Annotated in this window: 22 protein-coding genes and 1 pseudogene; 15 read left to right on the top strand and 8 right to left on the bottom strand. The window is 70.8% G+C overall.

All coding sequences use genetic code 11. From position 1 onward, the window contains the following. Positions 1-2: 2 nt before the first annotated feature. From murG to ACH5AF_RS15090, 9 genes and pseudogenes are all read left to right on the top strand, one after another. Positions 3-1,097, top strand: a complete 1,095-nt coding sequence (murG, locus tag ACH5AF_RS15130; RefSeq protein ID WP_398902101.1) for an undecaprenyldiphospho-muramoylpentapeptide beta-N-acetylglucosaminyltransferase — start codon at positions 3-5, stop codon at positions 1,095-1,097. Between the two features lie 13 nt (positions 1,098-1,110). Beyond that, complete coding sequence (locus ACH5AF_RS15125) at positions 1,111-1,926, top strand: cell division protein FtsQ/DivIB (RefSeq protein ID WP_398902100.1); 816 nt, start codon at positions 1,111-1,113, stop codon at positions 1,924-1,926. A gap of 285 nt (positions 1,927-2,211) precedes the next feature. Beyond that, complete coding sequence (gene ftsZ / locus ACH5AF_RS15120; RefSeq protein ID WP_398902099.1) at positions 2,212-3,411, top strand: cell division protein FtsZ; 1,200 nt, start codon at positions 2,212-2,214, stop codon at positions 3,409-3,411. Then, on the top strand, positions 3,408-4,190 hold the full coding sequence (gene pgeF, locus ACH5AF_RS15115; RefSeq protein ID WP_398902098.1) for a peptidoglycan editing factor PgeF: 783 nt from the start codon (positions 3,408-3,410) through the stop codon (positions 4,188-4,190). Before ftsZ ends, pgeF begins: the two co-directional genes overlap by 4 nt. Continuing rightward, a complete protein-coding gene (locus ACH5AF_RS15110) occupies positions 4,187-4,906 on the top strand; it encodes a YggS family pyridoxal phosphate-dependent enzyme (RefSeq protein WP_398902097.1) in 720 nt (239 codons plus the stop codon). The genes pgeF and ACH5AF_RS15110 overlap by 4 nt, the downstream gene beginning before the upstream one ends. A gap of 124 nt (positions 4,907-5,030) precedes the next feature. Then, positions 5,031-5,636: a cell division protein SepF gene (locus tag ACH5AF_RS15105; protein ID WP_398902096.1), complete on the top strand. Its 606-nt coding sequence runs from the start codon at positions 5,031-5,033 to the stop codon at positions 5,634-5,636. Positions 5,637-5,704: 68 nt separating this feature from the next. Beyond that, entirely contained in the window at positions 5,705-6,001 is a 297-nt protein-coding gene (locus tag ACH5AF_RS15100; RefSeq protein WP_398902095.1) for a YggT family protein, read from the top strand. Between the two features lie 49 nt (positions 6,002-6,050). Beyond that, the gene (locus ACH5AF_RS15095) at positions 6,051-7,130 is read left to right on the top strand and encodes a DivIVA domain-containing protein (protein WP_398902094.1); all 1,080 of its coding nucleotides are present in this window, start codon (positions 6,051-6,053) and stop codon (positions 7,128-7,130) included. Positions 7,131-7,512: 382 nt separating this feature from the next. Further along, positions 7,513-7,833: pseudogene (locus ACH5AF_RS15090) on the top strand (SAM-dependent methyltransferase); the annotation flags it as partial. A 435-nt stretch (positions 7,834-8,268) separates the two neighbouring features. Here the strand turns inward: ACH5AF_RS15090 and ileS are convergent. Next, positions 8,269-11,412, bottom strand: a complete 3,144-nt coding sequence (gene ileS, locus ACH5AF_RS15085) for an isoleucine--tRNA ligase (protein ID WP_398902093.1) — start codon at positions 11,410-11,412, stop codon at positions 8,269-8,271. 557 nt (positions 11,413-11,969) lie between these two features. Here ileS and ACH5AF_RS15080 point away from each other — a divergent pair. From ACH5AF_RS15080 to ACH5AF_RS15060, 5 genes are all read left to right on the top strand, one after another. Beyond that, the gene (locus ACH5AF_RS15080; RefSeq protein ID WP_398902092.1) at positions 11,970-13,493 is read left to right on the top strand and encodes a TraR/DksA family transcriptional regulator; all 1,524 of its coding nucleotides are present in this window, start codon (positions 11,970-11,972) and stop codon (positions 13,491-13,493) included. Positions 13,494-13,552: 59 nt separating this feature from the next. Further along, positions 13,553-14,113: a signal peptidase II gene (gene lspA, locus ACH5AF_RS15075; RefSeq protein ID WP_398902091.1), complete on the top strand. Its 561-nt coding sequence runs from the start codon at positions 13,553-13,555 to the stop codon at positions 14,111-14,113. A gap of 17 nt (positions 14,114-14,130) precedes the next feature. Then, the gene (locus ACH5AF_RS15070; RefSeq protein ID WP_398902090.1) at positions 14,131-15,072 is read left to right on the top strand and encodes an RluA family pseudouridine synthase; all 942 of its coding nucleotides are present in this window, start codon (positions 14,131-14,133) and stop codon (positions 15,070-15,072) included. Further along, the gene (locus tag ACH5AF_RS15065; protein ID WP_398902089.1) at positions 15,069-15,548 is read left to right on the top strand and encodes a GNAT family N-acetyltransferase; all 480 of its coding nucleotides are present in this window, start codon (positions 15,069-15,071) and stop codon (positions 15,546-15,548) included. The genes ACH5AF_RS15070 and ACH5AF_RS15065 overlap by 4 nt, the downstream gene beginning before the upstream one ends. A gap of 120 nt (positions 15,549-15,668) precedes the next feature. Further along, positions 15,669-17,255 (top strand): Na+/H+ antiporter, encoded by a 1,587-nt coding sequence (locus ACH5AF_RS15060; RefSeq protein ID WP_398902088.1) that lies wholly within the window; start codon positions 15,669-15,671, stop codon positions 17,253-17,255. Between the two features lie 142 nt (positions 17,256-17,397). On the opposite strand, the gene ACH5AF_RS15055 is transcribed toward ACH5AF_RS15060, so the two are convergent. Together ACH5AF_RS15055 and ACH5AF_RS15050 are read right to left on the bottom strand one after the other, a co-directional pair. Further along, positions 17,398-17,916 (bottom strand): SAM-dependent methyltransferase, encoded by a 519-nt coding sequence (locus tag ACH5AF_RS15055; protein WP_398902087.1) that lies wholly within the window; start codon positions 17,914-17,916, stop codon positions 17,398-17,400. Positions 17,917-17,975: 59 nt separating this feature from the next. Next, entirely contained in the window at positions 17,976-19,106 is a 1,131-nt protein-coding gene (locus tag ACH5AF_RS15050) for a mechanosensitive ion channel family protein (RefSeq protein ID WP_398902086.1), read from the bottom strand. 73 nt (positions 19,107-19,179) lie between these two features. On the opposite strand from ACH5AF_RS15050, the gene ACH5AF_RS15045 reads away from it, so the two are divergent. Continuing rightward, entirely contained in the window at positions 19,180-19,749 is a 570-nt protein-coding gene (locus tag ACH5AF_RS15045; protein WP_398902085.1) for a dienelactone hydrolase family protein, read from the top strand. Between the two features lie 144 nt (positions 19,750-19,893). On the opposite strand, the gene ACH5AF_RS15040 is transcribed toward ACH5AF_RS15045, so the two are convergent. The 5 genes from ACH5AF_RS15040 to ACH5AF_RS15020 form a co-directional block, all read right to left on the bottom strand. Continuing rightward, positions 19,894-20,901, bottom strand: a complete 1,008-nt coding sequence (locus tag ACH5AF_RS15040; protein ID WP_398902084.1) for a zinc metalloprotease — start codon at positions 20,899-20,901, stop codon at positions 19,894-19,896. A gap of 296 nt (positions 20,902-21,197) precedes the next feature. After that, entirely contained in the window at positions 21,198-22,841 is a 1,644-nt protein-coding gene (locus tag ACH5AF_RS15035) for an alkaline phosphatase D family protein (RefSeq protein ID WP_398902083.1), read from the bottom strand. Between the two features lie 101 nt (positions 22,842-22,942). Next, positions 22,943-23,782 carry a thioredoxin domain-containing protein gene (locus ACH5AF_RS15030; protein ID WP_398902082.1) on the bottom strand — a complete coding sequence of 280 codons (840 nt, stop codon included), beginning with the start codon at positions 23,780-23,782 and terminating at the stop codon, positions 22,943-22,945. A gap of 64 nt (positions 23,783-23,846) precedes the next feature. Continuing rightward, entirely contained in the window at positions 23,847-24,539 is a 693-nt protein-coding gene (locus ACH5AF_RS15025) for a hypothetical protein (RefSeq protein ID WP_398902081.1), read from the bottom strand. A 78-nt stretch (positions 24,540-24,617) separates the two neighbouring features. Further along, positions 24,618-25,982: a DUF2252 domain-containing protein gene (locus tag ACH5AF_RS15020; RefSeq protein WP_398902080.1), complete on the bottom strand. Its 1,365-nt coding sequence runs from the start codon at positions 25,980-25,982 to the stop codon at positions 24,618-24,620. Positions 25,983-25,997 lie beyond the last annotated feature (15 nt).

Below are 25,997 nucleotides of genomic sequence, written 5' to 3'. Positions count from 1 at the left end.
CGGTGCATGTCGTACTCGCCGGCGGGGGGACCGCCGGCCACATCGAGCCCGCGCTCGCCCTCGCGGACGCCCTGCGCAGGCAGGACCCGGCCGTGGGGATCACGGCCCTCGGCACGGAGCGCGGACTGGAGACCAGGCTCGTTCCCGAACGCGGCTACGAGCTGGCGCTCATCCCCGCCGTACCCCTGCCACGCAAGCCCACGCCCGAGCTGATCACCGTTCCCGGGCGGCTGCGCGGCACCATCAAGGCCGCCGAGCAGATCCTGGAGCGCACCAAGGCCGACTGTGTCGTCGGCTTCGGCGGCTACGTCGCCCTGCCCGGCTACCTCGCGGCCAAGCGCCTCGGTGTGCCGATCGTCGTCCACGAGGCCAACGCCCGCCCCGGCCTGGCCAACAAGATCGGTTCGCGGTACGCCGCCGGGGTGGCCGTCGCCACCCCCGACAGCAAGCTGCGCAACTCCCGCTACATCGGCATCCCGCTGCGCCACTCCATCGCGACGCTCGACCGCGCCCGGGTGCGGCCCGAGGCCCGCGCGGCCTTCGGTCTCGACCCCAACCTGCCGACGCTGCTGGTGTCCGGCGGCTCGCAGGGCGCCCGCCGCCTCAACGAGGTCATCCAGCAGATCGCCCCGGTGCTCCAGCGCTCCGGCATCCAGATCCTGCACGCGGTCGGCCCCAAGAACGAACTGCCGCACGTGGACAACATGCCCGGGATGCCGCCCTATGTGCCGGTACCGTACGTGGACCGGATGGATCTCGCGTACGCCGCGGCCGACATGATGCTCTGCCGCGCGGGCGCGATGACCGTCGCCGAACTCTCCGCCGTGGGCCTGCCCGCCGCGTACGTCCCACTGCCGATCGGCAACGGCGAACAGCGGCTGAACGCCCAGCCGGTGGTCAAGGCGGGCGGTGGACTGCTGGTCGACGACGCCGAGCTGACCCCCGAGTGGGTCCAGGGCAACGTCCTTCCGGTGCTCGCCGATCCCCACCGGCTCTACGAGATGTCGCGTGCGGCCGCCGAGTTCGGCCGCCGGGACGCCGACGAGCTCCTCGTCGGCATGGTGTACGAGGCGATTGCTGCACGCCGCCAGGCGTGAGGAGGCAGGGAGCGTGGCCGGACCGACCACCGCCGAGCGCGGTGCACGAAACCCCCGTGACGGATCCGCAGGATCCGACGGATCGGTCCGGCCGCCCCGCCAGGACGAGGGCGGCGGTCGCCGTCGCAGGCCGGGCTCGCGCGCGCTGGCCGTCGCCGTCGCGGCCGTCCTCCTGGTCGCGGGAGCGACCTGGGTCCTGTACGGCTCCCAGTGGCTTCGCGCCGAGCACGTGAGCATCAGCGGGACCGAGGTGCTCACCCCCCAGCAGGTCCAAGAGGTGGCGGCGGTGCCGATCGGCGCCCCGCTGATCGCCGTCGACACGGACGCCATCGAGGCGCGGTTGCGTCAGAAGCTGCCGCGCATCGACTCGGTCGACGTCGTACGGTCGTGGCCGCACGGAATCGGTCTGAAGGTGACGGAGCGCAAGCCGGTCCTGGTGCTCGAAAAGAGCGGAAAGTTCATCGAAGTGGACGCCAAGAGCGTCCGGTTCGCGACCGTCGAGACCGCCCCGAAGGGCGTCCCGCGACTGGAGTTGACGACCGCCGGCTCCCCGAGCGTGAAGCGCTTCGGCACCGGCCGACTGATCGCCGAGGCGGTCCGGGTCCGGGGCGATCTGCCCGCCCGGATCCTCCGCGATCTGACCACCGTGGACGTGCGGTCGTACGACCGCATCTCCCTTGAGATGAAGGGCGGTCGCACCGTGCTGTGGGGCAGCTCGGAGGAGGGGGAGGCGAAGGCTCGCACACTCACAGCGCTGATGAAAGCCGTGCCCGCCGCCCGCCACTTCGACGTAAGTGCCCCCACCGCCCCTGCGGTATCGGGGAGTTGACGCACATTTGCCCAGGCCAGCACCCTGGTTGGGCATGGCTGGGCGTGATCACATAGGGTGAAAAGAAAAACGGGAGGCTCGGCGTGTTCGTTGAACGTGCGCCACTTGTCGACTTAGTGTCCTGTTCGGAAGAGTCAAGGGAACAGACACACTGGTAACCCTAAACTTCACCGTTAGGGTTCGGGTCGGCAGTCAGATTGGTCGAGCCGTACCCATTCGACATCAGTCGTCGCAGCGCAGCCCCGCGAGGCGGCGACACGTAAATCGAGGCGAGAGGCCTTCGACGTGGCAGCACCGCAGAACTACCTCGCAGTCATCAAGGTCATCGGTGTCGGCGGCGGTGGTGTCAATGCCATCAACCGAATGATCGAGGTCGGTCTCAAGGGCGTCGAGTTCATCGCGATCAACACGGACGCGCAAGCGCTGTTGATGAGCGACGCCGACGTCAAGCTCGACGTGGGCCGTGAACTCACCCGAGGCCTCGGCGCCGGAGCCAACCCGGCAGTCGGTCGCAAGGCGGCAGAGGACCACCGCGAGGAGATCGAGGAGGTCCTCAAGGGGGCCGACATGGTCTTCGTCACCGCAGGCGAAGGCGGCGGCACCGGCACCGGCGGCGCACCCGTCGTCGCCAACATCGCCCGCTCGCTGGGCGCCCTGACCATCGGCGTCGTCACCCGCCCCTTCACGTTCGAGGGCCGCAGGCGCGCGAACCAGGCGGAGGACGGAATCGCCGAGCTCCGCGAAGAGGTCGACACCCTCATCGTCATCCCCAACGACCGGCTGCTGTCCATCTCGGACCGCCAGGTGAGCGTCCTCGACGCCTTCAAGTCGGCGGACCAGGTGCTGCTGTCGGGTGTCCAGGGCATCACCGACCTCATCACCACCCCCGGTCTGATCAACCTTGACTTCGCCGACGTCAAGTCCGTGATGTCCGAGGCGGGATCGGCGCTCATGGGCATCGGCTCCGCCCGCGGCGACGACCGTGCGGTGGCGGCGGCCGAGATGGCGATCTCCTCGCCGCTGCTGGAGGCGTCCATCGACGGCGCCCGCGGTGTGCTGCTGTCCATCTCCGGCGGCAGCGACCTCGGCCTCTTCGAGATCAACGAGGCTGCCCAGCTGGTCAGCGAGGCCGCCCACCCCGAGGCGAACATCATCTTCGGTGCGGTCATCGACGACGCGCTCGGCGACGAGGTGCGCGTCACCGTCATCGCAGCCGGCTTCGACGGCGGCCAGCCCCCAACCCGCCGGGAGAACGTGATCGGCTCCGCCTCCGCCAAGCGCGAGGAGCCCGCGGCCCCGCAGCGGACCGAGAGCTCCCGTTCCACGAGCGGCCTCGGCACCGTGCCCGTACGCGAGGAGTCCCAGGCCCCCGCCGAGCCGGCCCCGGTCGCGAGCGACCAGTCGGGCGCCTCGCCGCAGGTGCCCTCGGCCCGTCCGTACGACACCCAGGCCGAAGAGCTGGATGTTCCGGACTTCCTGAAGTGACAGTGCAGCACGACGCGATAGACGAGAGCGGCGCGCATTTCGCCTTCACCGACAGGTGGGGCGGGGTGAGCGCCGTTCCGTACGAGGAACTCAACCTCGGTGGTGCGGTCGGCGACGACCCCGAGGCCGTGCGGACCAACCGCGCGATCGCCGCCGAGGCACTCGGACTCGACCCGGCCGGGGTCGTCTGGATGAACCAGGTCCACGGCAGGGACGTGGCCGAGGTCGACGGACCGTGGGGGGACGCGGCGATCCCGTCGGTCGACGGCGTGGTGACCGCCCGGCGCGGACTCGCGCTCGCGGTGCTCACCGCCGACTGCACGCCCGTTCTGCTCGCCGACCCGGTCGCCGGCGTCGTGGGTGCGGCGCACGCCGGCCGCGCCGGAACGATCGCCGGCATCGTCCCGGCGACCGTCGAGGCCATGAGATCGCTCGGCGCCGAACCGGAGCGGATCATTGCTCGTACCGGACCCGCCATTTGCGGTCGCTGTTACGAAGTACCCGAGCAGATGCGGGCGGAAGTGGCCCAAGCGGAACCTGCCGCCTGGTCCGAGACCAGCTGGGGCACCCCTGCCGTCGACGTCACCGCCGCGGTGCATGCCCAACTGACCGCACTCGGCGTAACGGACCTGCGCCGATCGCCGGTCTGCACACGCGAGTCGGGCGACCACTACTCGTACCGCCGCGACCGGACCACCGGACGGCTCGCCGGATACGTCTGGCTCGAGGGCCGGGAAGACCTCGAAGGCCGGGAAGACAAGGACCGGGAAGAGGCATGACGGACCGCAGAACCGAACTCGCCGAGAATCTCGCGAAGGTGGAGGAACGGATCGCCGCCGCCTGCGCGGCCGCCGGCCGCGCGCGGGATGAGGTGACCCTCATCGTGGTCACCAAGACCTACCCGGCCGACGATGTTCGCCTCCTCCATGAACTGGGGGTGCGGAATGTGGCGGAGAACCGCGACCAGGACGCGGCCCCGAAGGCCGCCGCCTGCGCGGATCTGGATCTCACGTGGCACTTCGTGGGTCAGTTGCAGACCAACAAGGTCCGTTCTGTGGCTAGTTATGCCGATATCGTGCAGTCCGTCGACCGGCTCAGGCTCGTCTCCGCACTGTCGGCGGCCGCCGAGCGAGCCGAACGCGAACTCGGCTGCCTTGTGCAGGTGGCCCTGGACGCCGAGTCGGGGCAGCAGGGGGCGCGCGGCGGCGTCGCGCCGGACGGCATCGAGGAGTTGGCCGCAGCGATCGCGGACTCGCCAGGACTGCGGCTCGACGGGCTGATGACCGTCGCGCCACTCGCCGGACCGTACGCGGGACGGCAACAGGCGGCGTTCGAGCGACTGATGGAATTCTCATCCGGCCTGCGCGTGGTCCATCCGGCTGCGAACATGGTGTCAGCAGGGATGAGTGCGGACCTTGAGCAGGCCGTGGCGGCCGGGGCGACACATGTGCGCGTCGGCACCGCGGTACTCGGAGTCCGACCCAGGCTCGGGTAACGTCGCGAAGCAAGTCGGACCACAGCAGAAAATATGGTCATTTCCGCACAAAGCGGGCAGACCGAGTGGATCGCGGGCACTTGGTGACGAATGCCGATCCACCACAGAGCGGAGGACTCAGAGAATGGCCGGCGCGATGCGCAAGATGGCGGTCTACCTCGGCCTCGTGGAGGACGATGGGTACGACGGCCGGGGCTTCGACCCCGATGACGACTTCGAACCCGAGCCGGAGCCGGAGCGGGAGCACCGGCGGCACCAGCCCCCGCACCAGGTCGAGCGGGAAGAGCCCGTCCGGGCGGTGGTGCCGCCCGCGCAGCGAGAGCCGGTCCCCCTGTCCGCCGAGAGCGGGCGCCCGGCGCGCATCGCGCCCGTGGCATCCATCACACCTGAACGTCCGAGCCTGGAGAAGAACGCGCCGGTGATCATGCCCAAGGTCGTGTCCGAGCGGGAGCCTTACCGCATCACCACACTGCACCCGCGGACCTACAACGAGGCCCGTACCATCGGGGAACACTTCCGCGAGGGCACCCCTGTGATCATGAACCTCACGGAGATGGACGACACCGATGCGAAGCGACTTGTCGACTTTGCCGCGGGACTCGTCTTCGGTCTGCATGGCAGCATTGAGAGAGTTACGCAGAAGGTGTTCCTGTTGTCTCCTGCTAACGTCGATGTCACGGCGGAGGACAAGGCCCGCATCGCAGAGGGCGGATTCTTCAACCAGAGCTGAGAACGACACCGGGAACGAGCCGGCCGCAAGGCCGGTACCACGAGAGCCAGGGGAGAGGGAAGCGCGGGATGGGCGTCGCATTGGATGTGGTCTACATCGCGCTGATGTGCTTCCTTGTCGTGCTGATCTTCCGGCTGGTCATGGACTACGTCTTCCAGTTCGCCCGTTCATGGCAACCCGGTAAGGCGATGGTGGTCGTTCTGGAGGCCACCTACACTGTCACCGATCCACCGCTCAAGCTTCTGCGGCGGTTCATCCCGCCGCTGCGTCTCGGGGGCGTGGCACTCGACCTGTCCTTCTTCGTTCTGATGATCATCGTCTACATCCTGATCTCCATCGTTCGTGGAGTGGGGAACTCGATGTGAGCGATACGGTCCTGCCGACTGCCGACGACTACGTAGAGGTGAAGAAGAGATGCCGCTGACCCCCGAGGACGTGCGGAACAAGCAGTTCACGACCGTCCGCCTCCGAGAAGGCTATGACGAGGACGAGGTCGATGCCTTCCTTGACGAGGTCGAGGCCGAACTGACCCGCCTGCTCCGCGAGAACGAGGACCTGCGCGCCAAGCTGGCCGCGGCGACCCGTGCGGCGGCGCAGAACCAGCAGCAGCAGGGCATGCGCAAGCCGCCGGAGCCGCAGGACGGCCGGGGTCCGGGGGCACCGGTGCCCGCCGCCATATCCGGACCGCCGGTCCAGCAGCAGCCCCCGCAGATGGGTCCGCCCCAGCTGCCCGGTGGAGCGCCTCAGCTGCCGGCCGGTCCCAGCCACGGCGGCCCCCAGGGTCCCGGCGGCCCGATGGGCCCCGGTCCGATGCAGGGCGGCCCCATGGGTATGGGCGGCCCCATGGGCGGTCACGGCGGCCCGCAGGGCGGCCCGATGGGTCAGAGTCCCGGCGGCGACAGCGCCGCACGTGTGCTCTCGCTCGCCCAGCAGACCGCCGACCAGGCGATCGCCGAGGCCCGCTCCGAGGCCAACAAGATCGTCGGCGAGGCGCGTTCGCGCGCCGAAGGTCTCGAGCGCGACGCCCGGGCCAAGGCCGACGCCCTTGAGCGGGACGCCCAGGAGAAGCACCGCGTCGCGATGGGCTCGCTGGAGTCCGCGCGCGCCACGCTGGAGCGCAAGGTCGAGGACCTGCGGGGCTTCGAGCGCGAGTACCGCACGCGTCTGAAGTCGTACCTGGAGAGCCAGCTGCGTCAGCTGGAGACCCAGTCCGACGACTCGCTGGCGCCGCCGCGCACTCCGGCGACCGCGTCGCTGCCGCCGTCCCCGGCGCCCTCCATGGCCCCGGCCGGTGCGAGCGCGCCGTCCTACGGCGGCAACCAGACGATGGGCGGCCACGGCCCTTCGCCGTCGGGTCCGTCGTACGGAGGCCAGCAGCAGATGTCGCCCGCGATGACCCAGCCGATGGCACCGGTGCGGCCGCAGGCGCCGCAGCCGATGCAGCAGGCGCCGTCGCCGATGCGTGGCTTCCTGATCGACGAGGACGACAACTGACGGGGCTGCGCGCCAAGCGCGCGTAGCCGTCGGCAGACTGCGAGGCCGGGCCCTGGACGTGTCCCACGTCCAGGGCCCGGCCTTTTGCGCGCGTCGGCGGGCCTGCGCTGCGGGTGCGGCGTGGCCGCGTGGCCGCTGCGCGGAGCGCTTCCCCTCCCGCCCCTTCCAACCGGGGCTGCGCTCCCGGACCTTGCAGCGCCCTTCGGACCTCGGGCTGCGTTCCCGGGCCGGGTTTCGGGGGTGCTCGGGCTGCGCTCCCGGACCCCGCAGCGCCTTTCGGGGGTTGCTCGGGGTTGCGTTCCGGGACCGGTTTGGGGCGTCGGGGGTTGCTCGGGGCTGCGCTCGCGGGCCGGGTTTCGGGGGTGCTCGGGGTCCCGGACCCCCCGGTCCGCACACCCTGACCGGCCGCGGCCTGCCCGACCCCGCCGTCGGCGCGGTCGGCCGCTATCTCTACGAGCCCGACGGCGCGGTGATCCGCGCCCACCTGGTCGCCGAGGTCGCCGAGGACGTCGGCGGGGGCCTGATCGACGCGACGATCGCCTACGTCACGTCGGACGAGCTGCGTCCGACGCCGTACGCGACGGCGTACGAGATCACCGATGCGCTGCCCTTCAACCTCAAGAAGCTGAAGGCCCTGCTCAGGGAGCGGGAGGTCGGCAACCTGACGGTGAAGAAGCGTGGCTCGGCGGTCGAACCGGAGGAACGTTTCGGGGGTTGCTGCGGGCTGCGCTCGCGGACCTGTATGGGGTTTCGGGGGTGCTTGGGGTTGCGTGCTCCCGGACCCGTGTGGGGCTTCAGGCGTCGCTCGGGGCTGTGGTCCCGGACCTCGTACCGGGCTTCGGGCGGTGTCCCCGGACGCCCCCTACGGCCTTGCGGCCACGGGTGGGCCCACGCCGCCAGGTGTAGGGGCGCTTTCGGGCGGGCTGACCTCGCGCAGCGAAACGAGCCCGCCGGCGGTTGAGGCTCGGGGCGGGGGCGGAGCCCCCGGAACACCGTGCGAAGGCGGTACGGGGTCCGGGGCCTTCCCCCGGTTCGGGATGGGGGCACCTCCCACGGCCACCAGGCCGTGGGAGGAGGGCGGGCCCGGCCACACACCAACATGTGGCCGGGCCCGCTGCGCCGACGCGCTCGCCGCGCGTTACGCCTTGCGGAGGCGGAACGTCAGCGACAGGCCCTCGTCCTCGAAGGGCGAGCCGTACGACTCGTCCGCCTCACCCTCCGCGAAGTCCGTCGCCAGCACCTCTTCCGCGATCAGCGACGCATGGTCCGCCAGGGCCGAGGACACCTCCGCGTCCGTCGAGACCCACCGCAGTGCGATCCGGTCCGCGACGTCCAGGCCGCTGTTCTTGCGCGCCTCCTGGATCAGGCGGATCGCGTCACGGGCCAGGCCCGCCCGCCGCAGCTCCGGAGTGATCTCCAGGTCCAGGGCGACCGTCGCGCCCGAGTCGGAGGCCACCGACCAGCCCTCACGCGGCGTCTCCGTGATGATGACCTCCTCCGGGGACAGCGTGATCGTCTCGCCGCCCACCTCCAGCGTGGCCTCGCCCGAGCGCAGCGCCAGGGACAGCACCGCCGCGTCCGCCGCCGCCACCGCCTTCGCCACGTCCTGGACGCCCTTGCCGAAACGCTTGCCCAGCGCGCGGAAGTTCGCCTTCGCCGTCGTGTCGACCAGCGAGCCTCCCACCTCCGACAGCGACGCGAGCGAGGAGACGTTCAGCTCCTCCGTGATCTGGGCCTGGAGCTCGTCGGAGAGCGCGGAGAAGCCGGTCGCCGCCACCAGGGCGCGGGACAGCGGCTGGCGGGTCTTCACGCCCGATTCGGCACGCGTCGCGCGGCCCAGCTCGACCAGGCGGCGCACCAGGGCCATCTGGGACGAGAGGGTCGGGTCGATCGCGTCCAGGTCCGCGACCGGCCACGCCGACAGGTGCACCGACTCCGGCGCGTCCGGCGCCACGGGGACGATCAGGTCCTGCCACACCCGCTCGGTGATGAACGGCGTCAGCGGGGCCATCAGCCGGGTGACGGTCTCGATCACGTCGTGCAGCGTGCGCAGCGCCGAGGCGTCGCCCTGCCAGAAGCGGCGGCGCGAGCGGCGGACGTACCAGTTCGACAGGTCGTCCACGAACGCGGAGAGGAGCTTGCCGGCTCGCTGGGTGTCGTACGCCTCCATGGCCTGGGTGACCTGGTCCACCAGCGCGTGCAACTCGGAGAGCAGCCAGCGGTCCAGGACCGTACGCTCGGCCGGCGCCGGATCGGCCGCCGACGGCGCCCAGTTCGACGTGCGGGCGTACAGCGCCTGGAAGGCGACCGTGTTCCAGTACGTCAGCAGCGTCTTGCGGACGACCTCCTGGATCGTGCCGTGGCCCACCCGGCGCGCCGCCCACGGGGAGCCGCCGGCCGCCATGAACCAGCGCACCGCGTCGGCGCCGTGCTGGTCCATCAACGGGATCGGCTGGAGGATGTTGCCCAGATGCTTGGACATCTTGCGGCCGTCTTCGGCAAGGATGTGGCCGAGGCACACCACGTTCTCGTACGAGGACTTGTCGAAGACCAGCGTCCCGACGGCCATCAGCGTGTAGAACCACCCGCGCGTCTGGTCGATCGCCTCCGAGATGAACTGCGCCGGGTAGCGCTTCTCGAAGATCTCCTTGTTCTTGTACGGGTAGCCCCACTGCGCGAACGGCATCGAGCCCGAGTCGTACCAGGCGTCGATCACCTCCGGCACGCGCGTCGCGGTGTGCCCGCAGCCGTCCTGCGGGCAGGCGAAGGTGACCTCGTCGATGAACGGGCGGTGCGGGTCCAGGCCCGACTGGTCGGTGCCGGTCAGCTCGGACAGCTCCGCGAGCGAGCCGACGCAGGTGAGGTGGTCGTCCTCGCAGCGCCAGATCGGCAACGGGGTGCCCCAGTACCGGTTGCGGGACAGCGCCCAGTCGATGTTGTTGTTGAGCCAGTCCCCGTAGCGGCCCTGCTTGACGGAGTCCGGGAACCAGTTGGTCGCCTCGTTCTCCGCGAGCAGCCGGTACTTGACGGCCGTGGTGCGGATGTACCAGGACGGCTGCGCGTAGTAGAGCAGCGCGGTGTGGCAGCGCCAGCAGTGCGGGTAGCTGTGCTCGTAGGGGGTGTGCCGGAACAGCAGCCCACGGGCCTGGAGGTCCGCAGTGAGCGCCTCGTCGGCCTTCTTGAAGAAGACGCCGCCGACCAGCGGGACGTCCTCCTGGAAGGTGCCGTCGGGACGGACCGGGTTGACCACCGGCAGACCATAGGCGCGGCAGACCTTGAGGTCGTCCTCACCGAAGGCGGGGGACTGGTGGACCAGACCCGTACCGTCCTCGGTCGTCACATAGTCGGCGTTGACGACGTAGTGCGCCTGGGCCGGGAACTCGACGAGCTGGAAGGGACGGTCGTACGTCCAGCGCTCCATCTCCGCGCCGGTGAACGTCCGCCCGGTGGCCTCCCAGCCCTCACCGAGTGCCTTCTGGAGCAACGGCTCGGCGACGACGAGCTTCTCCTCGCCGTTCGTCGCGACGACGTAACGGACGGAGGGGTGCGCGGCGACGGCCGTGTTGGACACCAGGGTCCACGGGGTCGTCGTCCAGACCAGCAGGGCGGCCTCGCCGGCGAGAGGGCCGGAGGTCAGCGGGAAGCGCACGAAGACCGAGGGGTCGACGACCGTCTCGTAGCCCTGCGCCAGCTCGTGGTCCGACAGTCCCGTGCCACAGCGCGGGCACCAGGGCGCGACGCGGTGGTCCTGGACCAGCAGGCCCTTGCCGAAGATCTCCTTCAGTGACCACCACACCGACTGGACGTAGTCCGGGTCCATCGTGCGGTACGCGTCGTCGAGGTCGACCCAGTAGCCCATACGGGTCGTGAGCTCGGCGAACGCGTCCGTATGGCGGGTCACCGACTCGCGGCACCTGGCGTTGAACTCCGCGATGCCGTACGCCTCGATGTCCTTCTTGCCGGAGAAGCCGAGCTCCTTCTCGACGGCGAGCTCGACGGGCAGACCGTGGCAGTCCCAGCCGGCCTTGCGGGCGACGTGGAAGCCGCGCATGGTGCGGAAGCGGGGGAAGACGTCCTTGAAGACGCGGGCCTCGATGTGGTGGGCACCGGGCATGCCGTTGGCCGTGGGCGGGCCCTCGTAGAACACCCACTCGGGGCGGCCCTCGGACTGCTCCAGGCTCTTCGCGAAGATCTTGCTCTCGCGCCAGAAGTCGAGCACGGCGTGCTCGAGCGCGGGCAGATCTACCTGAGCGGGCACCTGGCGGTACTGCGGCGGTGTCATCGTCTCCTCCGGCGGACTGTTCGTCGTTCCGTCCGGAGGGACGAAAGCCGATGCTCGCGCGGCCTCCGCGGTACCACCCTCCTTGGCGGTGCACAGGTCACCGCCCCCTCATTGGGGTCGCGACGCCGGTTCTACCGGCCACGGAGATACGTGGCTTTCTTCCGGCGGCTCCGGGGTGATGCTTCACGTCGCGCTCGCCCCCGGGCTCTCACCGTCCCCGGGTCGCTCATGGCTGCGTACGCCGCTACTCGTCCCCATCCACGCCTTTCGCTCCGCCCAGTGTAAGGGCCCCGGCGAGGGGCGGCCGACCGCTTTTCGCCGGGTCGCCGAGCCCTGGTGGCGTTGACCCGAATGCCATACGGCCGCCGCCGCAGCAGTGCGTGGTGCGACGGGCGGATTACCGGGCGGCGAGCTGGGCACAACGGATGCAGGCCCGGCTCCTCGCAGCCCGGGACGGGCCGAACCGGCGGCGTGCCCCGTTGCCGCGGGGCTGGTGTCGATTTATCGTCCCAGCACGATTCGCGAGCAAGATCACAAAATGTGAAGGGGCCGCGGTGATGGTGGAGAAGAAGACCGCCGAGAAGACGGCGTCAGCACGTTCCGCCGCCGCGTCGAGGGCGGCGCGCTCCAGGGCCGCGCCCCGCAAGAGGCCCCCCGAACCGGCGGCGCCGGCGGACGAGCACCCGGACGCCATGGCCGGTCGCACGGCGAAGAAGACCACGGGCGGCAAGGCCGCCGGCGGGGCACGCGTTCGTGCTGCCGCGCGCGGGGCGAAGAAGGCGGTCGGGGCCGACGCGACGGAGGCGCGTCAGCCGGCCGCACCGGCGAAGAAGGCGCCTGCGGAGAAGACCGCGCCCGCGAAGAAGGCGCCCGCGAAGAAGGCGGCCGGGAAGAAGGCGGCCGGGAAGAAGGCCGCGCCCGCGAAGAAGACCGCCGCCGCGCGCGGGGCGAAGAAGGCGGTGGGAGCGGACGCCACGGAGGCAGGTCGGCCGGTCACGCCCGCGAAGAAGGCACCAGCGAAGAAGGCCGCGCCCGCGAAGAAGGGGGCCCCGAAGAAGACCGCGTCCGCGAAGAAGGGGGCCCCGAAGAAGACCGCGCCCGTAGAAAAGACGGACGGCAGGACCGCGGCTGCCGCGTCCCGGGTGGGGAGGGGCGTCGACGAGCCCCCGCCCAAGAAGGCCGCGCGCAGCAAGGTCCTTGCCGGGGAAGCCGTCGCCGAGTCGGGCGCGCCCGCGAAGGCCGTCAGGAAAGCAGTCAGGAAGGCGGTCAAGAGGGTTGTCAAAAAGGCGGAGGCGACCCGTCCGGCCAAGAAGGCCGCACGCGCCGAAGCCCCCGCCCCGGAAGCCCCCGCCGAGCGAGGAGCGAAGAAGGCGGTGGGGGAGAAGCAGACGCCCGCCCGGCGGGGCATGCGCGCCGCCCGGGCGGGGGCGGGGAACGAGGACCGCGCGGTCGGTGCGGGCACCGTCGTCACGGCGGAGGCCACCATGACCACGCCGGGGGAGCAGGCCGCCGCCAAGAGGTCGGCGGCCAGGAAGGCCACGAGGAAAGCCGCATCCGCGGCCGAGGCCGCACAGCAGACAGGAGCCAGGACGGTGGCAGCGAAGAAGACCGCGGGCAAGGTGTCGGGCGGAGCCGGGAGCGCGGTGGCGGTGCCCACCGCACGCACGGCGGCCGCGACCCCGCCCGGTGAGCTGGCGGTACGGCCCGGCGAGGACCCCTGGACGACGGAGGAGGTCGCCGAGGCGAGGGCGGAGCTCGCGGGCGAGGCGGCCCGCCTCGCCGCCGAGATCACCTCGTCGGAGACGGCACTCGTCGGCCTCATGCGGGAGTCCGGCGACGGAGCCGGCGACGACGAGGCCGACACCGGCACGAAGAACATCACGCGCGAGCACGAGATGGCGCTGGCCGCGAACGCCCGGGAGATGCTGGAGCAGACCGAGCGGGCACTGCTACGACTCGACGCGGGGACCTACGGTCTCTGCGAGAGCTGCGGCAACCCGATCGGGAAGGCCCGGATGCAGGCGTTCCCCCGCGCGACCCTGTGCGTGGAGTGCAAGCAGAAGCAGGAGCGGAGGGGCTGAGTGGACACGCCGGTGCCGTACCCTCGTGCACAGTCAGGCACCTAGGTTGAGGGACTCACGTGGCAGAGGCGGAGCGCATCATCGGTACGCCAGATGTTGACGACGAGGCTGCGGCACCTGCCGAGCGGCCTCATGGCCGGCGCAGGGTCGTCGCGCTCTTCGTGGTGGCCCTCGTGGCCTATCTGCTGGACCTCGTCAGCAAGATCATCGTGGTGGAGAAGCTGGAGCACCACCAGCCGATCGAGATCATCGGTGATCTGCTGAAGTTCGAGGCGGTGCGCAATCCGGGCGCCGCCTTCGGCATGGGCGAGGCCTTCACCATCATCTTCACCTTCATCGCGGCGAGCGTGATCGTCGTGATCATCCGGCTGGCACGCAAGCTGTACAGCCTGCCCTGGGCGATCGCGCTCGGCCTGCTGCTCGGCGGTGCGCTCGGCAACCTCACGGACCGGATCTTCCGGTCTCCCGGCGTCTTCGAGGGCGCGGTCGTGGACTTCATCGCGCCCGCCCACTTCGCCGTGTTCAATCTCGCGGACGCCGCCATCGTCTGCGGCGGAGTGCTCATCGTGCTGCTGTCGTTCAAGGGCCTGGATCCCGACGGGACCGTCCACAAGGACTGACAAGGCATACTCGACGGGTGAGTACCCTTCCCGAGATCCGCACCCTGCCCGTACCCGATGGCCTGGAGGGCGAGCGCGTCGACGCCGCCATCTCCCGTATGTTCGGGTTCTCCCGTACGAAGGCGGCCGAGCTTGCCGCTGCCGGGAAGGTGCAGGTCGACGGCTCGGTCGTCGGCAAGTCCGAACGGGTGCGCGGCGGCGCCTGGCTCGAGGTCGAGATGCCCCAGGCGCCCGCGCCGGTGCAGATCGTGGCCGAGCCCGTCGAGGGCATGGAGATCGTGCACGACGACGACGACATCGTCGTGATCATGAAGCCGGTCGGCGTCGCCGCGCACCCGAGCCCCGGCTGGACCGGGACCACCGTGATCGGCGGGCTCGCCGCGGCGGGCTACCGCATCTCCACCTCCGGAGCCGCCGAGCGCCAGGGCATCGTGCACCGGCTCGACGTCGGCACCTCCGGGCTGATGGTGGTCGCCAAGTCGGAGCGGGCGTACACGCTGCTCAAGCAGCAGTTCCGGGACCGTACGGTCGACAAGCGCTACCACGCGCTCGTGCAGGGCCACCCCGATCCGCTGAGCGGCACGATCGACGCCCCCATCGGCCGGCACCCCAGCCTCGACTACAAGTGGGCGGTCACGGCCGAGGGCAAGCCGTCGGTGACGCACTACGACCTGATCGAGGCGTTCCGAGCGGCGTCGCTGCTGGACATCAAGCTGGAGACCGGCCGCACGCACCAGATCCGGGTGCACATGGCGGCCCACCGCCACCCCTGCGTCGGCGACCTGACATACGGTGCCGACCCCACGATGGCCAAGAGGCTCGGGCTGACCCGGCAGTGGCTGCACGCGGTGCGGCTCGGATTCGAGCACCCGTCGGACGGGCAGTGGGTGGAGTTCGCGAGCGAGTACCCCGACGACCTCCAGCAGGCCCTGGACACGATCGCCGCGGAGAGCGCGTGAGCGCGTACACCGTGCGGGTCGCGATCGGCCCCGACGACCGGGAGGCGTGCTTCGCCGTCCGCAAGGCGGTCTTCGTCGCCGAGCAGCGGGTGCCGGAGGACATCGAGTACGACGCGTACGACGCCGAGGACACGGACACCGTGCACGTCCTCGCGGTCCGCGCGGACGGTGTGCCGCTGGGCACGGGCCGGCTGCTGCACGGCGCGGCCGCCGCGGACCGGACCGGCGGCGACCTCACCGTCGGCTCGCTCGGACGGCTCGCGGTGACCAAGGACGCGCGCGGGCTCGGGGTGGGCGTGGCCCTGGTGCGCGCCATCGAGGACGCGGCGCGCGAGCGGGGTCTGGCGGCGGTCGACCTGCATGCGCAGACCCATGCGACCGGCTTCTACGAGCGCCTCGGGTACGCGGCGTACGGGGCCGCGTTCCTGGACGCCGGGATCCCGCACCGGTCCATGCGGCGCGCCCTGCGTCCCTGAGCGCACCGGCCGCAGCGTAGGCGCGTACCCGACGGCGGAGGCGTTTACGTGGATCGGCCGACCCCCGTGGCAGGGTTGAGACCTTGATCACTTGAGGCTCCCGGCCGGCGGAGGACGCTCGTGGACCAATTGGCGCTGCTGTTCGCCCTGTTGTTCGGCGCCGTGGTGACCGTGCCGCTCGGTCAGCGGCTGGGGCTGCCCGCGCCAGTGCTGATGACGCTCGCCGGGATCGTGCTGGCCTTCCTGCCCTTCGTGCCCAACGTCGACGTGCCGCCCGAGCTCATCCTGCCGCTGCTGCTGCCGCCATTGCTGTACGCGACCGTGCAGCGCACCTCCTGGCGGCAGTTCACGGCCAACGCCCGGCCCATCCTGCTGCTCGCCGTCGCGCTCGTGTTCGTCACGACCGCCGCGGTCGGCGCGGTCGCCCACGCCGTCGTCCCCGGCCTGCCGATCGCCGCCGCGGTCGCGCTCGGCGCGCTGGTCGCGCCGCCCGATCCCGTGGCGGCGACCGCGGTCGCCGGATCGCTGGGGCTGCCGCGCCGACTGGTGTCGATCATGGAGGGCGAGGGGCTGTTCAACGACGTGACGGCCATCGTGCTCTACCACGTGGCGATCGTGGCGGCCGTGAGCGGCGAGTTCTCCTGGGGGGTCGCCGCGGGGGAACTGGTGCTGTCGGCCGTGGTCGCCGTGGCGGTGGGCCTCGCGCTCGGCTGGGTCTCCAACAAGCTGATGGGGCTGCTCGGCGACGCGACCCTACAGGTCGGTCTGACGCTGATGGTGCCCTTCGTCAGCTACGTGCTGGCCGAGCAGCTGATGGGCTCGGGGGTCCTCGCCGTCCTCACCACCGCGCTGTTCCTCGCCGAGTACACCGCGGACGCGGACGACGTGATGGGGCGGCTCGCGGGGAACACGTTCTGGCAGATCGTCGACACCCTCGTCACCGGCGTCGCCTTCGGGCTCATCGGCCTCGAACTGCACCATGTCTTCGGCACCGCCGACGACCGGCTCGGCCGGCTGCTCGGCTGGAGCGCGGCGGTCGTCGCGGTCGTCGTGGGCGTACGGCTGCTGTGGCTGCTGCCCGCCGCATGGCTCGCCAAACGGCTGCACCACCTGCGCGACTACGACGAGGACGTGCCCACCAGCTGGCGGGAGACCGTCGTCCTGTGGTGGGCGGGGATGCGGGGAGTGGCGTCGGTCGCGCTGGCCCTCGCGATTCCGCTGGAGACGGACGACGGCGCGGGCTTCCCCGGGCGCGAGGTGATCATCTTCATCGCGTTCGCCGTCATCGTGGCGACGCTGGTCTGCCAGGGCATGACGCTGCCGTGGCTGGTGCGGCGGCTCGGGGTCCGCGCGGACACCGGCGCCGAGCGCGAGCTGGAGCGCAGGCTCGCTATCCGGGCGGCGAAGGCCGCAAAGGCCCGGCTCAAGGAGATCGAGGCGGAGGAGGAGCTGTCCGAGGAGGTCAGCGAGCGGCTGCTGCGCGGCGCGTTCGACATGGGAGCCCGGATCAGTCCGGACATCGTGGACGAGGAGCGGCGGGACTGGTTCGCGAAGCGGGCCGAGCGGATGGCGACGGTGCGGCGCATCCAGCGGGAGATGCTGTCTGCTGCGCGTCACGCTGTGCTGTCGGCGCGCAGCGAACCGGGCGCGGACCCGGAGGTCGTGGACCGGGTGCTGCGTCACCTGGACGTGCACAGCCTGCGGTGAGCCGTCGGCCCGTCGGCCCGTCGGCCCGTCGGCTAAGAGGCCTGTGGTGAACGGCGGCCGGGTCGGGCTGCGGTGCTTGCGTGGCCTGTGGTGAGCGGCGGCCGGTCGGAGCAGGGTGCGTAGCCCGGTGAACCGCTGCCGGTCAGGCCACGGTGACCTGCACGCCGAGCAGCGCGGCACGCTCCGTCAGCCCCGTCGAGACCACCGTGGTGGCGCCGGGCCAGGTGAGCTTGGGCAGCAGTATGTCCTTCATCTCGCGCACCATGGCGGGCGCCGGAGGCTCGTAGAACAGCGACAGCGTTCCGCCGGGGGCCAGGAGGCCGCGGAGCAGGGCCACTTCGCGGTCTGCGGCGGACGTCCAGAAGACGTTGACGTTCACGGCGAAGATCTTGTCGAACCTGTCGTCGCCGCGCGGCAGTTCGGCGAGGTCGAGCCGGAGCACATCGGCCCGCCCGGCCGAGATGTGGGCGTGGTTGCGCCGGCGGGCCGTGTCGACGGCGTGCGCCGAGCGGTCGATCGCGGTCACGGTGCCGGTGGTCAGTCGCGCTGCGACCAGGTCGACCGCGACACCGGGGCCGCAGCCGATCTCCAGCACCCGGTCATCGGGCCGTACGTCCAGCTGTTCGACGGCCCAGGCGAGGCGCTGCGGCACGGAGGTCACGCGTCCAGGGTAGGACGGCCCGGCCCCGCTGGTCGCCGCCGCGCCATGGGGGCCGGACATCAGCCGCGGCCGGTTCGGGGGCCGTTGTCGTCGGGCGCGGCGAGGGGGCTGGGCACCGGTGCGGACGAGGACGCGGGCCACTGGCCCGACGGCGGCACCGAGGCGGCCGACGTCGCGATGCGCGGCAGCGCGTAGGGATGTTTCTCGCACAGCCACGCCACCATCCGCTCGCGGACCGTGCAGCGTGCCGTCCAGACGTCGTCGGCGTCCTTCGCGGTCACCACCGCCCGCACCTGGATCGTGCTCGGTGTGGTGTCCGTCACCGCGAGGTTCCAGTCGCGGCGGTCCCAGGCGGGGCAGTCCTCGAGGATCTCCCGCAGCTTCTCCCGCATCAGCGCCACCGGAGCCGAGTGGTCCAGGTGGAAGAAGACGCTGCCCGTCATCTGCGCGCCGCCGCGGGACCAGTTCTCGAACGGCTTGCTGGTGAAGTACGACACGGGCATCGTGATCCGCCGCTCGTCCCAGGTCCGTACGGTGAGGAAGGTGAGCGTCACCTCCTCGACCACGCCCCACTCGCCGTCGACCACCACGGTGTCGCCGATGCGCACCATGTCGCCGAACGCGATCTGGAAGCCGGCGAAGAGATTGCCGAGTGTCGACTGCGCGGCCACACCCGCGACGATGCCGAGGATGCCCGCGGACGCCAGCATCGAGGCGCCGACCTTCTCCATGCCGGGGAAGGTGAGCAGCATCGCGGCGACCGCGACGACGGCCACGACCGCGGTGACGATGCGCATGATCAGGGTGACCTGCGTGCGCACCCGGCGGACGCGGGCCGGGTCCCGCGTCGAGGAGGCGTAGCGGGCGTACGTCGATTCCACCGCAGCCGACACGATACGGGTCACCAGCCAGGCGCTCGCACCGATCAGCACCAGGGAGAGGACGTGTCCGATCCCCGCACCGCGGTCCCGCACGAGCGGCTGGTGTATCTCGCCGTACGACGCCCGCAGCAGCGCTGAGAGCAGCACGACCTGCAACGGCAGGCGGCAGCGGCGCAGCATGCCCCACAGCGGGGTCTCCGGGTGGCGGTCGTCCACTCGGCACAGCAGCCGGTCGACGGCCCAGCCGACGAGCAGCGTCACCACCACCGATCCACCGACGACGGTCAACGGGCGCAGTACGTTCTCCATGTCTCCCTGACTCCGTGGCTCGTGTGCCTCCGCGGGCGCGTCGCACGACGGAGGCGGCTGGCAGGATGGCCGGATGGACATCATGCTTTTCCACTCCGCCTTCGGTCTGCGGCCCGCGGTGCACGCGGCGGCCGACCGGCTGGGGTCCGCCGGGCACGAGGTTCGCGTGCCCGACCTCTTCGACGGACAAACCGCGGATTCGACGGAAGAGGGCCGGGACATCAAGGACCGTATCGGCCAGGAAGAGCTGCTGCGCCGGGCGATCGCCGCGGCGGCGCCGTATTCCGACGCGGGTCTGGTGTACGCCGGGTTCTCCCTCGGCGGCGCGATCGCCCAGAACCTCGCGCTCGCCGACGACAAGGCCCGCGGGCTGCTGCTCCTGCACGGGACCTCGGACATCGCCGAGGGGACGGTGGTGGACGGCCTTCCCGTCCAGTTGCACGTCGCCGACCCGGACCCGTTCGAGCCGGACGACTGGCTGAACAGCTGGTACCTGCGGATGCAGCGGGCGGGCGCGGACGTGGAGGTCCACCGCTACGCGGGCGCCGGGCACCTCTACACCGATCCCGATCTGCCGGACTACGACGAGGCCGCGGCCGAGCAGACGTGGCGGGTCGCGCTCGCGTTCCTCGACACGCTGTAGGACTTGTCCGCCGGATCAGGCCGGATCAGGCCGGATCAGGCCGGGACACGGGACATACGCACGCTGCCGAGCTGCTTGAGCAGCTCGGCAGCGTGCGTCCGTTCACGTCCTCCGGCGTGTTCGGGACGCCTGGGAGCCGATGTCTCAGCTCGCCCGGTACGCGGTCCAGTGGTCCTTCATGCGCTGCACCTGGCCCGAGGTGAACTGGTACATGCACGCGTCGTACGTGTAGTCCATGAAGTTGTGGATCGGGTCGACCCCGGTCTTCCTGGCGCAGCTGTCACGGCCGGTCGGGCACTGGTAGGCGGGGCTCTTCTCGGCGGGGGTGTCCGTCACGTAGTCGCCGTTGCCATTGCAGCCGCCCTGGAAGGTGTGGTACAGGCCCATCCAGTGGCCGACCTCGTGGGTGGCGGTGTCGCCCTCGTCGTAATTGGTCGCCGTGCCGCCGGGCAGCGAGGCGTCGAGGACGACGACACCGTCCATCGACGGGCTGGAGTTGTACGAGGAGGGGAAGGTCGCCCAGCCGAGCAGGCCGCCGCTGAGGTTGGCGGTGTAGAAGTTGAGCGCGCCGGCGGCGCCCTGGCGGAGGGTGGACTTCATCTCCTTCTCGGCGGTGGAGCCGGAGGCCAGGTTGTACCAGGACGGGTTGTTGGAGTAGTCGGTGCCGGCCAGCGTGAACTGGAAGCCGGAGTCGACGTTTCCGGTGCCCTGGCCGGCGAAGGCGGAGTTGAGAACCGCCATCTGGCTGCTGATCTGGGCGCTCGTGAGCTTGCCCTTGTCACCGTCGTGGATGACGTGGAAGTAGACCGGGATGCTCACCGCGGCGGTGGTGGACAGACCGCGGGCGTTGGTGCGCGCCGCCTCCAGTCTCTTCTTCAGATCCGCGTCCATGGCCTTCGCCTTGGTCGCGGTGATCTCGTTGGGCTCGTTGACGTGGGCGGCGCCTGGACGGGTCTCGCGGGCCGTTGCGCTTTCGTGCTCGTGCGTGTCCTCCACGCACTCCTCGGCGGACGAGGCCGCGGAGAGGGAGGACTGGGGGGCGGCGACGCTGCCGGGAGCGGAGAGCGGCGCGATGGCCAGGGTTCCGGCCATGATCGCCGTACCGACTGCGCGGTTGCGCAGACGGGGGGATATACGGGCAAGAGCACGCATGACGTCTCCTCGCGGGGGGTGGTAGAGGGGGCCGTTCCTGGCCACCGCGGGGAGATTACGGGTGCATGTCAGATCTTGATGAGGATCGATCAAGCCCAATCAATCGTGAGGTGATTACGGACATCGGGGAGAAAAGTTTTGGCCACGTCCGGCACGTGAGATCTGCACGTAACGCGGGACGTGACAACCAAGGGTGGTGTGTCCGCATTCATGGCGCGGAACACACCACCCGTCGTAGCGATGTGATCTTCCGTTAACCGTTCGGTGAGTGGCTGAAAATCGCCCCTCTGTTCCCGCTAGCGCACCGGCTGGTTCACTCGCTCGACCTTTTGCGTTCCGCTCACGGTGCGGTACGAGCGCGACCACGCGGACGTTGCGTCCGGGTTCGTCCGGTCCGAGACGGTGTAGTAGTCCATCTGTGTCCGCTGGGCCGTCACGTCCAGGACGCCGTAGCCGTGGCTGTCCATGTCCACCCACTTCACATGGCGGTTGGCGGCGCGGATCGCGGCTTGCGCGACCAGCGAGACGGTGCCGGGAGCGACATGGAGGAGGTCGTCCAGGTTGTCGGAGGTCACCGACGTCACGACGAACTCGGTCGCGGCGGAGGCCGACAGCGGATACGTGGCGGCCCTGACCGGCACGTCGTTGGCCCACGCCATGTGGATGTCGCCCGTGAGGAACACCGTGTTGCGGATACCGCGCTGCGTCAGATGGGTCAGCAGCTCCTTGCGGTCGTCCGTGTAGCCGTCCCACTGGTCGACGTTGATCGCCAGCCCCTCCTGCGGCAGCCCCAGCAGCTCGGCGAGCGGGCCGAGCAGATGCGCGGGCAGCGACCCGAAGGCGACCGGCGAGATCATCACCGAGGTACCGACCAGCTGCCACGAGGCGTCGGACGACGCGAGTCCCGCCTTCAGCCAGTCCAGTTGGGCCCGGCCGGTGAGCGTGCGGTCCGGGTCGTCGACGTCACCGTTGCCGATGCCCGACTGCTGCGACCGGAACGAGCGCAGGTCCAGCAGATGCAGATCGGCCAGCCTGCCGAACCGCAGCCGGCGGTACACGGTGCCCTCGGTGGACGCGCGGACCGGCATCCATTCGAAGTACGCCTGCTTGGCCGCCGCCACGCGCGCGGTCCACTCGCCCTCGGTCTCCGTGTGGTTCTCCGCGCCGCCCGACCAGGCGTCGTTGGCGAACTCGTGGTCGTCCCATATGGCGATCACCGGGTGCGCGGCGTGCAGCGCCTGCAGATCGGCGTCCGTCTTGTAGGTGGCGTGCCTCAGGCGGTAGTCGGCGAGGCTCGTGATCTCGTGTCCCGGCTCATGCCGCCGTACGACGTATTCCTCGGCCGGGTAGCCGCCCGTGGCGTACTCGTAGATGTAGTCGCCGAGGTGCAGGATCGCGTCGAGGTCCGCGCGGGCGGCGAGATGGCGGTACGCGGAGAACCAGCCGGCCTCCCAGTTGGCGCACGAGACCACGCCGAAGCGCACACCGGTCGCGGCGGCGTCGGTGGCCGGAGCGGTCCGGGTGCGGCCGACCGGGGAGACGGCCGTACCGGCCGTGAAGCGGTACCAGTAGGTGCTCGCCGGGCGCAGACCCCGGACGTCCGCCTTGACGGTGTGGTCGGTGGCGGCCCGGGACGTGGCGCTGCCGCGGGCGACGACCCGGGCGAAATCCCTGTCCTCCGCGACCTCCCAGCCCACGGGCGTGTCCGCGCCTCTGCCGGAGCCCGGCACGGCGTCGGCGCTCGGCGTGAGGCGCGTCCACAGCAGGACGCCGTCGGGCAGCGGGTCGCCCGACGCGACGCCGTGGTCGAAGGAGGGGCTCTGGTCCGCCGCGGTGGCGGGGACGGCCTGGGCCGCGAGAACGGGGGCGGCGACAGCGGTGGCGGCAGCGGCCTTGACGACCGTGCGGCGACTGGGAGTTGTGAGGAATCGACTGGTCACGGCCGATCAGACTACTGATCGGTAAGCCGAACGGGCGGGCGAACCAGGAAAGTTCGCCCGCCCGTTCGGATACGGTCACCCGCGGCCCACCGCGGGTGCGCTCAGCCCTTGAGGGCCTTGTCGATCGCCGTGGTGAACTGCTCCACCGTCATGGGCGCGTTGTCGCTGCCCTCGGCGGTGATCTTCTTGCCGTCCATCTTCAGCGTCGGCGTACCGCCCACCCCGCTGTCGTCGAACGTCCTCGACATCTTCAGCGCCCAGGCGTCGAAGGTCCCGTCCTCGACGTTCTTCTTGAACTCACTGTTGTTCTTCAGAGCGGGCACCGAATCGGCGATCTTGAGCAGATACGCGTCCTTGGCGAACTTGTCGTCGCTCTCCTCGGGGTGGAACTTCTCCGAGTAGAGCGCCGACTTGTACGCCATGAAGGCGTCGGGGCTCACGTTCAGCGCGGCACCCAGCGCGCTCAGCGCGTTCTTGGAGCCCTCGCCGTTCGAGCCGATGCGGTCCTGGGAGAGGGAGTCGCCGTCGATGAACGTGGCGCCGATGTATTTGATCCTGTACTTCCCGGCCTCGACGTCCTTGTCGATCGTCTCGCCCACGGCCTGCTCGAACACCGCGCAGACCGGGCAGCGGGAGTCCTCGTACAGCTCCAGCGTCTTCTTCGCGTCCGTCTTGCCGATGACGACGGTCGTGCCGTTCTCGCCCTCGGTGTTCTTCGGGGCGGTGATGCTGCTCTCGTCGGCCGCCGACTCCCAGTGGGACGGCTTGTTGGCCTGCATGATGCCGAAGCCGACACCACCGGCTATCGCCAGGACCAGGACGCCGGTACCGGCGACGATCAGCTGACGGCGCAGCTTGTCCTTCTTGGCCTGGCGCTCGCGTTCCAGACGCAGCCGCTCACGGGCCGCCGCCTTGTTGGCCTGGCTGTTGCGCTTGCTCATGATCATTCACTCCATGGGGACAGTGGGGAGAAGGGGGCTTCCGGCCGGCGCGCAGGGCGCGGCGTCACGCGCAGAGCGCGACCGGACGCGGAGGCCCCCTCCGTCCCATGGAGTGCACCAACAGGCGCGCACAGGAGGGTCGGTGCTCGTGGTGCTCCCGGCGGCCCGTCGTACGCGGGGCGCCGCGCGTGCCGCGCAGCGCGGCGACCGCGAGCAGCAGCGGGCGGAAGGCGAACGCACCCACCGAGCGCAGCAGCGACGCCAGCGCCGCCTCGCCGCGCCGCAGCCAGGCGGCCGCGACCAGGCCCACCGAGACATGCGCGGCGAGCAGCAGCCAGGGCACGGCGGGGTCGGGGGACTGCAGCAGGGCGCCGAGGCCCCCGTTCTGCGCGGGCGCCGCCACGCCGGGCAACCGGGCGCCGATGCTGCCGCCGCACAGCACATCGAGACCGACCGCACGCAGCGACCCGGTGACCGGGCCGCCGGCGGCCCCGAAACAGGCGTGCTGGCCCGCGGTGAAGACCGTGTCGGCCGCCAGCTCCAGCGGGATCAGCAGTCCGGCGATCCGCAGGAAACCGCGCTCCCCGCCCGACAGCGCGCAGGCGACGGCGAAGACGGCGGCGGTCAGCGCCGCGACCGTCGTCAGTGGCAACGGCGCCTGCGAGAGCAGTACATGGGAAGCGGCGGACAGCGTCACGACCAGTGCCGTGAAGACCGCCGCCCGCAGCGCCCTGAGCCGCATCCCGGATATGTCCATCGCCGTGAGTTTGTCACGCCTCCCTGTAAGGGATCCCTAAAGGCCGGGGCCGGCCCGCCTCGCTCCGCCGGGCCCTTGCTACAGGCCCGTGGCCGCCGGCCTGTAGGCATCCGCCGCCCGCAGGCCGGGGATCCTGCCGTTGCGGAACAGGTCCACGAAGATCTGGTGGTCCGCCCGTGCCCGGGTGCCGTAGCCGTGCGCGAAGTCGACCAGCAGCTCGCCGAAGCCGTCCTCGTCCGCCGCGATCGCCGCGTCGATGGCGCGCTCGGTGGAGAAGGGCACCAGTGAGTGCCCGCTCTCGTCGTCGGCCGCCGCGTGCATCGTCGCCGTCGCCCGGCCGAGGTCGGCGACGACGGCCGCGATCTGAGCCGGGTCGTCGATGTCCGACCAGTCCAGGTCCACGGCGTACGGGGAGACCTCGGCGACCAGCTGCCCGGAGCCGTCCAGCTCGGTCCAGCCCAGCCACGGATCGGCGTGGTCCTGGAGCGCGCGCTGCGAGATCACCGTGCGGTGGCCCTCGTGCCGGAAGTAACCGCGGATCTCCGGGTCGGTGATGTGGCGGGAGACCGCCGGCGTCTGCGCCTGCTTCATGTAGATCACGACATCGTTCTCCAGGGCGTCGCTGTTGCCCTCCAGGAGGATGTTGTACGAGGGGAGGCCGGCCGAGCCGATACCGATGCCCCGCCGGCCCACCACGTCCTTGACCCGGTAGGAGTCGGGGCGGGTCAGGCTCGACTCCGGCAGCGTCTCCAGATAGCCGTCGAAGGCGGCGAGCACCTTGTAGCGCGTGGCCGCGTCCAGCTCGATCGAGCCGGCGCCCGAGGCGAACCGCCGCTCGAAGTCACGGATCTCGGTCATCGAGTCCAGCAGCGAGAACCGGGTCAGGGAGCGGGCCGTGCGCAGGGCGCCCAGCAGGGGGCCCTCGGCGGTGTCCAGCGTGAACGGCGGCAGCTCGTCGTTCTTCGCCCCGGCCGCGAGGGCGTGGACGCGCTCGCGGTAGGCGGCAGAGCAGATCCGTACGAGATCGGTGATCTGGTCGTCGCTCAGCGCCTTGGTGTAGCCGATCAGGGCGATCGAGGCCGCCAGGCGCTTGACGTCCCAGGTGAAGGGACCGACATAGGCCTCGTCGAAGTCGTTCACGTTGAAAATCAGGCGGCCGTTGGCGTCCATGTAGGTGCCGAAGTTCTCCGCGTGGAGATCGCCGTGGATCCACACCCGGCCGGTGCGCTCGTCCAGAAAGGGGCCGCCGTGCCGCTCCCGCTCCAGGTCGCTGTAGAACAGGCAGGCCGTGCCCCGGTAGAACGCGAAGGCCGACGCCGCCATCTTGCGGAACTTGACCCGGAAGGCGGCCGGGTCGGCGGCCAGGAGCTCGCCGAAAGCGGTGTCGAAGACGGCGAGGATCTCCTCGCCTCGCTGCTCGGCGGTGGGCTGCGGGACCGGCATCGCTGGGTGCCTCCT

The sequence above is a fragment of the Streptomyces sp. NPDC018833 genome (genome assembly GCF_044390825.1).
GTDB lineage: Bacteria > Actinomycetota > Actinomycetes > Streptomycetales > Streptomycetaceae > Streptomyces.
The sequence above is the reverse complement of the archived record's forward strand: the minus strand, read 5'-3'. Positions and strand labels throughout refer to the sequence as shown.